The organism is Myxococcus sp. RHSTA-1-4, assembly GCF_020037125.1.
Classification (GTDB): Bacteria; Myxococcota; Myxococcia; order Myxococcales; family Myxococcaceae; genus Myxococcus.
Genome location: NZ_JAIQDG010000024.1, coordinates 61032 through 70575 on the forward strand (window position 1 = coordinate 61032; position 9544 = coordinate 70575).

At 65.2% G+C, this 9544-nt stretch carries 3 protein-coding genes; 1 reads left to right on the forward strand and 2 read right to left on the reverse strand.

What is annotated here, in order from left to right:
- The first annotated feature begins 169 nt into the window (after positions 1-169).
- Positions 170-1405 carry an ISL3 family transposase gene (locus K8638_RS28900; protein ID WP_223757882.1) on the forward strand — a complete coding sequence of 412 codons (1236 nt, stop codon included), beginning with the start codon at positions 170-172 and terminating at the stop codon, positions 1403-1405.
- A gap of 255 nt (positions 1406-1660) precedes the next feature.
- Here K8638_RS28900 and K8638_RS28905 read toward each other — a convergent pair whose 3' ends face one another.
- Positions 1661-2617, reverse strand: a complete 957-nt coding sequence (locus tag K8638_RS28905) for a hypothetical protein (protein WP_223757883.1) — start codon at positions 2615-2617, stop codon at positions 1661-1663.
- 384 nt (positions 2618-3001) lie between these two features.
- Positions 3002-9532: a DUF6531 domain-containing protein gene (locus tag K8638_RS28910; RefSeq protein WP_223757884.1), complete on the reverse strand. Its 6531-nt coding sequence runs from the start codon at positions 9530-9532 to the stop codon at positions 3002-3004.
- Positions 9533-9544 lie beyond the last annotated feature (12 nt).

The following is a 9544-nucleotide window of genomic DNA, read 5'->3' on the forward strand; positions in this document are numbered from 1 at the left end:
GTAGGTCTCGTGGGTTTCCCTCGGGGGACGGTAGTCCGCGAGGGGAGACGCCCGGCGTGAGGCTCCGAGACTCTCTCCACATCGTGCCCTCGCTGGCAACCGCCCTGCACACCACGCTCCCCCAGCATGGGCCTGGGTGGCACGGACAGCTCGGCGGGGGAGTCGGACGGTGGCGCGGGTCGGGGTGGAGAAGCTGCTGGAGCGATTGCTGGGGGTGAAGGGGCTGCGAGTGCGAGGCGCCCGCTTCGAGCCGCGCGGCGTGGTGGTGGAAGTGCAGCCGCCCAGGCGCAAGTCCCGATGTGGTGTCAGTGGCCGCTCCTGCCCGCGCTATGACTCCTGCCCGCCGCGGCTGTGGCGGCATCTGGCCCTGGGGCGCACGGCCTTCTGGTTGAGCTACGCCCCGCGCCGCGCGGAGTGCCGCCGGTGCGGCGTGCGCGTGGAACAGGTGCCGTGGGCCGAGCATGACTCGCACTTCACCCGCGAGTTCGAGGAGATGGTGGCCTGGCTGGCCCAGCGCATGGACAAGAGCGCCACCTGCCGGCTGATGGCCATCAATTGGCGCACCGTGGGCACCATCGTCGAGCGCGTCGTCGCGCAGCGGTTGGACGCGCACCGGCTGGACGAGCTCTACCTCATCGGTGTGGACGAGGTGAGTCACCGGCGCTACCACCAGTACCTCAGCGTGGTGGTGGACCACCTTCAGTCGCGCGTGGTGTGGATGGGCGAGGGAAAGGGCGAAGAGACGCTGAACGGCTTCTTCGATGAGTTGGGGGCCGAAAGGACGCGGCAACTGACGCACGTGACGCAGGACTTGAGCGCGGACTTCTCCAAGGTGGTGAAGCAGCGGGCGCCGCAGGCGGTGCAGGTGTTCGACCGCTTCCACGCGCAGAAGCTGGCCAACGAGGCGGTGGACGAGGTGCGCCGGGAAGAGGTGCGTCGGGTGGCGGGCACCGAAGCGGCCCCGGGGGTGAAGAAGAGCCGCTGGGCGCTGCTGAAGAACCCGTGGAACCTCACGCTGCGCCAGGAGCAGAAGCTGGACGAAGTGCAGCGGCTCAACCGGCGGCTGTACCGCGCGTACCTGCTCAAGGAGAGCCTGGCCCGAGGCATGGACTACCGCCAGGCGGCGAGAGCCTCCGAGCACCTGGACAGCTGGTGCCAGTGGGCGCGCCGCTCCAAGCTCAAGCCCTTCGTCCGCCTGTCGAAGACAGTGCGGCGCCACAAACAGGGCATCGTCGCCTACACCCAGACGGGGCTGAGCAACGGCGTGGAGGCAGGGCTCAACAACAAGATTCGGCTGGTGATGCGACGAGCGTATGGCTTCCGCAACACCGCGGCCCTCAAGGCGATGGTGTTCCTATGCTGCGGAGGGCTGCTGCTCAACCCGCCGCTGCCGGGCCTCGCATAAGCAGACGTGCCAACGGAGCTTGCCTGCCAACGAGTTCTTGCCGGGCCGCGGGCCGGTGACGCAGTCCATGGCCAAACCGAAGGGCCGAGGACTGCCACGACCCTTGTCTTGAATCTCCCCGCCGCGGATGGCCCTTCAGGGGCACGCAACCCGCGAGGCAGCCCCGTCCTCGCGAACTCTTGCGCGCCTCTGCTCTGATGGGCTGTTCTTCACCCCACAGAAAGCGCAGAAGATCCCGGACTTAGTCTCCTTGGCTTAGCGCTCGCTGATGGCCTCGATACGCTTCAGCCATACCTTCCACTTGGATGTCGGAGAGTGCTCAAGGAGGTAAGCTGCCCGTTCCTCGTCCTCAAGCGAGCGCCAAAACCCCAGCCACATGCCCATATATGCCTCGCCGGGACCCATCCGCCAGCGAAGAGAACCCGGCTCCTCACTGAACTGCTCCCATGGAGCCAGAGGAGTTCTCCCATCCAAGAGGCGCTTCGCGATCACCACAGGCGGGAAGCGCCCCGCCATGCGTTCGACAGAAAGAACACCAGGAAGCTTAGCCAGAACACCCTCAGCATGGAGCGCCCCCTCCACAGGATTTGGACCACTCAGAAGGCTGACACTCGCAAGACGGTCGACGGACTCACTCCTCAACTGAGCAGGATCGACCCCCAACACCTCTGCGACTGTGACATACGCGTCCTCTTCATCAAGCGCTTCGGCGACTTCACCTGCCGTCAGGGCCACCCTCCAGAAGCGAGCAAGAACAAACAAAGCATCAATGTCAACAACTCCATGCGCGCCCAGCTCCTGAAACAACCTCACCCACTGCCTCGAAACCTCAGGCTCTGGAAGTGGAACGCCGAGATACATTGCATAATTACGTGCCATTTCGGCGTGAAACTCAGGCTCGGCTGGTCCGAACTCCCTGACACTCCCAACAGCGGGAATACTTTCGAGCGCCTGACGTAAGTTCAGCACCCGCCTCACAGCCCGAGCTGCCCCGGCGCGCTTTGCGGTCCGTGCAATCACTTCGCGCTCGACATCGCCTGTGTCCCTCCCCAATGCCTTGGCTACTGCGGCCATTGCGCGAGGATACCCCCCTCCCTGCCGCCCCTCCTCGCCCACTCCATACCAGCATAATGCCAGCACCAACACCTCAGGGGCCGACTCCCCACGAGCCATCAACTCCTTGGCCACTTCCACCCAAGAAATATCAGACACGAAACCTCCTCAAAACAAATCACCGCATAAACCACGCCCGTTCGACACCTCGAATTGCCCCAGCACCCGGGAGGACACTTGCCCCTGCCTGAGCGAATCTGCGAGCAACCGACATCCTACCACGACCGTGGAATGCCCGTCCGCCCTGCCTCGGAACGCTGGCCCATGACAGACCACCAAGAAGGATAGGGCCCGCCACGACCTCTGCGAGCGCCTCGGACATGACCACAGGACGAGGCCTCAAGTGTCCTCAGGCTCCGAAGCCGCTTGAAGCACATCAAAGAGGCAATGCGCCAACTCACCTCGCACACACAGCCCGAAAACCCTCAAACGTCAGCCCCCGTACAACGAGAGCGCAAACAGCCAGAAACACACGAAAATCCACTACCACACGAGCAAGAGTTCATCCAGCCCAGCAAGCCCCAGCTTATAAAAAAGGAGTTCTTCCTGATCCTCTGCTGCAGACTTTCCTCCCGCTTCAGTGGGCACGCTGGCCCGCATCGTCGTGATTTTCATGACTCGTCCCGACGGCTCACTATCAAAACCACCCGTAGTGGCGTACCGCAACCCAGTAACAGGAGATCTCGTCACACTTATCCACGGGGAACCCGCAAGCGTCTCCTCCATGTGGAAATAGGCAGTATGTGCCGTTGCTCTACTCATCGCGTCCGACAGAGTGCGCCCGGCACGAGCATACTCACTCAAAACATACCCATGAAAAGAATACTCCTGAAGATCTTTTTTCGAAAGACCACGATAGAGCACCCGCCTGGACTCCATCTCTTTCAAAGCTACACAAGCCCCAACCATGACAGATATTTCACGACCCACGCCAACATATCTTTTCGCAAAACTAGCAACTGCCCCCATGCCACCAGCCACAATTCCGACTTCAACTGCAATCTGGAGCCAGGCGGGGAAGTTGGCCAGCAGCAACGCATCCATCGAGTTTGTAGCGATCATTCCGGATGGGTCTCGATGCAGGACAGCCTTACCACCTACATATTCATAGAAGTTCGCACCAGCGAGCATTCCAAGTCTGTCCACTTGGTTCCACCGACCCACCATCGCGTCAGCATACCTGTCTCGGTGATACCTCAGGCCACTTGCATCATGCTCCCTGCCCGTGAAGCCGAATGCCAGTTGTGGCCCTGAGCCCGTGGTCTTCCGATCACCATATGCGTCATAGCTATAACCACCAACCACTGCCCCAGAGGAATCCGCCACGGCATAGATGCTTCCAAGCGCATCCGTAAGCGGGGAGAAGGCAACTCCGTCTTTTTCGAAAGACAGAATCTCATCAACTGCTTGTGGATTCGTCAGGTAGCTCGTCTTCGTCGCGCCCGCACTGTCGAACTCAGCCAGGACACTTTCGCCATCCAATAGATAACGAGTTATACCCGAAGGCGTGGCCTGCATGGTGCGCAAACCGTTGGCATCGTATTCATACACATTCACAACTCCGTCCGGCATCGTGATGCCGCGCAGCCGGTTGTCCATGTCCCAGGCGTAGGCCTTCACCTGGCTCCCCGTCGTCTCGGCCTTCAGGTTGCCGTTCCCGTCATAGGCGTAGACCGTGTCCGTGGTAGTACAACCCACGGTGCATACCTGCCTCCTCGCCTGCGTCAACTGGTTGAAGGCATTGAAGGTAGCAGCCGTGTACGTCGACTGCTGAGTGTTGTCGGACAACCTCACCTTGTCGTCCACGATGGTTGCGTTGCCCTCGGAACTGAGCGTGTACTTCACCACCCGCCGTGGTCCGTATGCCACCTGAGTGAGCCGGTTGCCCGTATCGTACGCGTAGACCTCCGAGGTGCCGTCAGCAAATGTCTTCGACAGGCGGTTGCCTTTTCCATCATAGGTATAGGCAAAGCCCGCCAGCACAGTGCCACTCCGCGCGTGGACGATGCTCAACACCTGGCCCGCGACATCATAGGCGTAGGTGGTAGCAACCCCATTGGGGCGCGCCACCTGCGTGCGTCTCCCCGCCGCGTCGTATTCGAAGAGGGTCCGCCTGCCGCCGGAGTCCATCGCCTGAATGAGGCGATTGCGCCTGTCGTACGCGTACGTGTGGACAAGCGTCCCATCCGACACCGATGTGCGGTTGCCATTGGCATCATGGGTATACGCCAGTGTCTTCCCCAGCGAGAGGTCCATCACCTGCTGGAGGCGTCCCAGGGAGTCGTACGCGAGCCGCCTTTCATGGGTGGGGCTCTTCTCCAGAGTCCGGTTGCCCAAGGCGTCGTAGCCGTACTCGTACCGGCTGCCGTCCGCGAAGAGCACCTCCCTCAATCGTCCGTTGGCATCGTAGGTGTAGGAAGTGGTCCTCCCGTTGCCGTCCGTCCGGGAAGCCCGGTTGCCGGCGGCGTCATAGGTAAAGCTCGTCACCACACCGAGCGGATTCTTCTCGGAAAGGAGCCGGTTGGCCTTGTCGTAGACGTAGGAGGTGACCTGATTGCCCGTCGTCACCTTCGTGCGGTTGCCCCGAGCATCGTACTCATACATGACGGTGAGGGGACCCCGTGTCACCGCCTGAAGCAGTCCGCGGTAGCCGTCGTATTGGTACGTGGCAGGCGCCTCGCCAACGCCCGTCTCAGTCAGGATGCGGCCCGCGCTGTCATAGGCCCTCCGCGTCTCCCGCCCCAGCGCGTCCACCACCCGGGTGACGCGTCCCATCACGTCGAACTCGGTGGTGGTGAGGTTTCCGAGGGCGTCCACTTCCGCGCAAGGCTGGGTGGGCACGTCCGCGCACCACCCCACCGTCGTGGTAGCCCCGTCCGGCCCCGTCGTCTCCACCGCCCGGCCCGCGGCATCATACCGGGTGGTGGTGCGTGCCCCGCGCGCATCCACCCGGGCCACCACCCGGCCCTCCGCGTCGTATTCCGTGGTGGTGGTGTGACCGAGGGCATCCATCACTTGCGTGAGGCGGCCTGCCGCGTCGTACGTGAAGCGCGTCTCGTGGCCGCGTGCGTCCTTCTGCGTGAGGCGGTTTCCAGCCGCGTCGTAGGTGGACTCGGTGCGCGCCCCCATTGCATCCACCATGGCGAGCATCTGGCCCGCGGCATCCACCTCCAGCGTCTGGGTGTGGCCGTTCGCATCCCGGGTGCTGACGAGGTGGCCCGCGGAGTCGAAGCCGAAGTGGGTGACGCCTCCCGTCGCGTCCTTCACCGACTCGATGAGGCCGCTCGCATCGTAGGTCAGCTGAGTGGTGGCCTCCCCGGGCGCGGTCACGGTGACGAGCTGCCCTCGCGCGTCGTAGCCGTAGGTGGTGGTGTTTCCGGCCTCCAGCCGTGACACCAGCCGGCCCGCCACGTCGTAGGTGTTGGTGACGGTGGGGAGCCCGACCCGCTGAACGGACTTCGGCAGGTTGAAGGTGCTGTCATACGTGTACCGCGCCCCCCCCTGGTCGACGTCCGTCTGCAGGATGAGGTTGCCCTGGCTGTCGTACTCGTACCGTGTGACGTACCCCCGACCGTCCTTCTCGCTGCGCTTGTTGAGGGCCGCGTCCCACTCCATCTCCTTGCGGTTGCCCAGGGGGTCCACCAGGGCCACGGGGTTGCCCCTCGCGTTGTACTCACGCGTCCACGCCGCCCCCGTCCTGTCCACGTACACGGTGCGGCGGTTGACGACGTCGTAATGGACGCTGCTGCGGTGGCCCAGCGGGTTCTCCCCACCCACCCACCTGTCGGAAAGCGAGTCATGGAAGCTGAGCCACACCTTGCCCCGCTTGTCCATCCGCTTCACCAGGTTGTGGGCGGAGTCGTAGGCGTAGGCTTCCGCGTGGCCCAGCACGTCCGTCACCTTCGTCAGGTCGTCGCCCTGATACTCATAGGAAACCGTGCGCCCCACCCGGTCCGTCACCGTGGCTATCTTGTTGCCTGCGTAGGTGAAGCCCAGGGCCACCTGGTTGTTGGCGTCCCGCACTTCGGTGAGGAGGCCCGCCTGGTACGTCAGCGTCACGCGGTTGCCACTCGTGTCGGTGACGCTCCGCAACTTCCCCTCCAGGTTGAATTCCTGAACGAGGCCGTGCTTCGTCCGGAGACGGTGGCCATCCGCGAGCTTCGTCAGCGTCAGGTGCCACCCTGGCGCCACGGTGTACCCGGTGGCCGTCCGGGTGAAGCGTACCTCGCGCCAGTCCTCGGTGAGGTAGGTGAGGCCGCCGTCCACCTCCGGCCGCAGGTACATGCCATAGCTGTGCATCCACCCATAGCCGAGGCCCGTGAGCCCCCAGGCCCGGGAGGCATAGGTGCGTGCCCACACCACGGGCAGCCCTGGCGCGGGCAGCGTCAGGTCCGTCCACGTCTCGCGGAAATTGCCGTTGCTCAGGTCCACGGTGCTACCGACGGGCGCCTCATCCCGGCTGCACCCCGAGCAGTCGTCCGCGGGGCCTTCGCTCCCTCCCCGTTCACTTGAGATGCCGCCATTGAGCAGCTGGCCAATGCGGTATCCCCCCTCGCCAGTCACCGGATTGAGCAGGATGTAACCAATCTGGTTCTGGTACTGGTGGTGGTTGACGGGGCGCTCGGGAATGGTCACCGTCCACCCGGCCGCGAGGGCCTCGTCGACATGCTGAAGCGTCTCGGGCGGGTACAGCTCCAACTTGGCCCTGTCGTCCGGGTTGGCCTTCGTCAGCCGGTACACGGGCACCTGTTGGCTTGCCGCCACCTGGAGTGCTCTCACCGCGGACATGGACTCGGTGGACAGCACCTCCTCCCACACCTTGGCCTCCAAGGCGCTGCTGTGGTGTCCCAGCAGCGTCAAGAGGTGCGGAACCTCCGAGGCATTCATGTCTCTCGGCAGCACTCCCTGGAAGGCGTTGACGTCGAAGATGTAGGGGCCCGGGGCAAGTGCCACCGGCGTGCCGTGGAGTTCGGTAAAGCGGAGGGCCTTGCCCGCCAGTCCCTCCATGACGTGCCGCAGGGGCAGGTGGCCCTGCAGGTCCGCCACCCGGGCGGTGGCCGTCACCATGCGGTGCGCATAGAGCGCCATGGCGTAGTGCACCTCGGCCTCCACCTGCGCGTCCCCCGTGGCCTCACTGACACGGGACTTCAGCCGCGCGAGGCGGTGGGTTGACGGAGGACCTGCCGCGGTGAGGAGGGAATACACGCTCCCCGCGACGGGCTGGTGCACCGCCAGGGCAGGAGAGGTTGCGGGGAAGGTGGTGCGAACGGTGAGCGTCTGCACCGTGCCCGGGTGCACAGGGGCGAAGCGCTTCACCTCCACGCCCTCCAACACCAGGGTCGGGACCACCTTCACCTGGTAGGGCACCACGTGGACGATGCCACCGGCTCTCGCGATGGCCTCCTCGTCCGCGGCCGTTGCCCCAGGGTAGCGCAGGGCCAGCGTGCGGGATTGCAGCTCCGCCAGCTCGAAGCTGTGCACCTCCCCGTCCAGGTTGACCTCCACCTGATGGCGCATGGTGGCGGGTGGCCTTGCCACGTTGAAGAGGCTCGCCTCCACCCGTGCCGGGTGCTCCGAGGGCAGGAGGCGGAAGTCCGCTTCGTCAATGCCCGCCACCCACGCCGCATCCTCCAGCGTGTTGCAGAGGTTTCTCTGCTGGGCGGCGGCAAGCAGTTGCCCCTCGAACACCTCCAGCGGCGTCTTCGGCGTGGGCGCCGCGAGGTAGGCGCCGGCATCGAAGCGGACGAGGCCCCGCAGGTTGACGGGCTGGCGGTGCTTCATCACCTTCATGCCCGGATCCAACCGCACCCACAGCTTCTCCCCTCCAGGGCCGGCGCCCCGGTAGTTGCCGTAGGGCACGTAGGCGCGCACCCAGGCCCGCTCCGCCAATACGCCCGTGCCATCGCTGGTGGCGGCCGCGGGGATACCTGTCCTGGAAAGCAGCCAGGCGGCCATGGTGACGTCACTCTCGCCCGTGAGGGCCTCCGCCTGGGCCCTGGAGAGGCGCACCGTTCCGTACTCGTAGCGCGCTGGCACCCCCGAGGCGCGCAGCAGCGCCACCAGCAGCGCGGCCGAGTCCCAGTCATTGCCCGCCCCCTCCTCCAGCGTCGCCACCGCTCCCTTTTTGCTGCCGTGGTACAGCTCCGGCTTCACGCGGGTGTGCACATAGTTGTAGAGGGCCAGGGGTTTGCCCCCGAGGGAAGCCGCCAGGGCCTCCAACTCGGGCGTGCGCCGCGTCTCCGGCGTCTGGGCCAGGTCCTCCTCCGTGGGCGGAGGCAGCGCGCCCATGAGGGGCAGCATTCCCAAGGCGTCACTCGCCAGCGAGGCGAGGCGCACCTCGGGAGGCCGCACCCCATGGCGCAGCACGTCCTCCACCGCGACCTCGCTGCCGTCCCACCGCGCCACCCTCGCCCCTTCGCCCAGCACCCCGGCATAGAGGGCCTTCACCTCCGGTGTCAGGTGTCCCCGGAATGGCAGCACCCGCGGCGTCTTCGGCTGCACCGACAGGTGCTTCAGCCGGGCCGGAGAGAAGGGCTGCTCGGAGGGCCCCGTCCGCTTCCGGGCGGCGCCCTCGCGCGAGGCCTTCGCCCACACGGGTGACGCCTTCGCCAGCCGCTTCTCCAGCGTGTCTCGCGAAAGGCCCCTGGCGCTCGCCTCCGCCAGCTCGAGAACGAGGGGCCCCCTGGCGTCCGCGGCAATGATTCGCCGCGCTTCCCTGGCCGCCTGGGCCGCGCGTATCTCGGACTCGTACTGCCCTGCGAACAGCTTCATCTTCTCCAGGGAGGCCCTGCGCCGCTCCGCGGCCGCGAGCTTCTCCCGGCCCCACCACGCGTCCGGGTCTTCCAGGCGCTCTCGAGACACGCGCAGGTGCTTCGCCGCCTCCTCGATGCGCTGCCGCATGGCACTCTCCGCGGCGTGCGCCTTCGCGAAGCCCTCGCTGCAATAGAAGAACACCGTGAGGCCCGCGAGCAGGGCCGACAGCACCCGAAAGCCAGTCGTCTTGCGCTTCAACATGGGATGTATTCC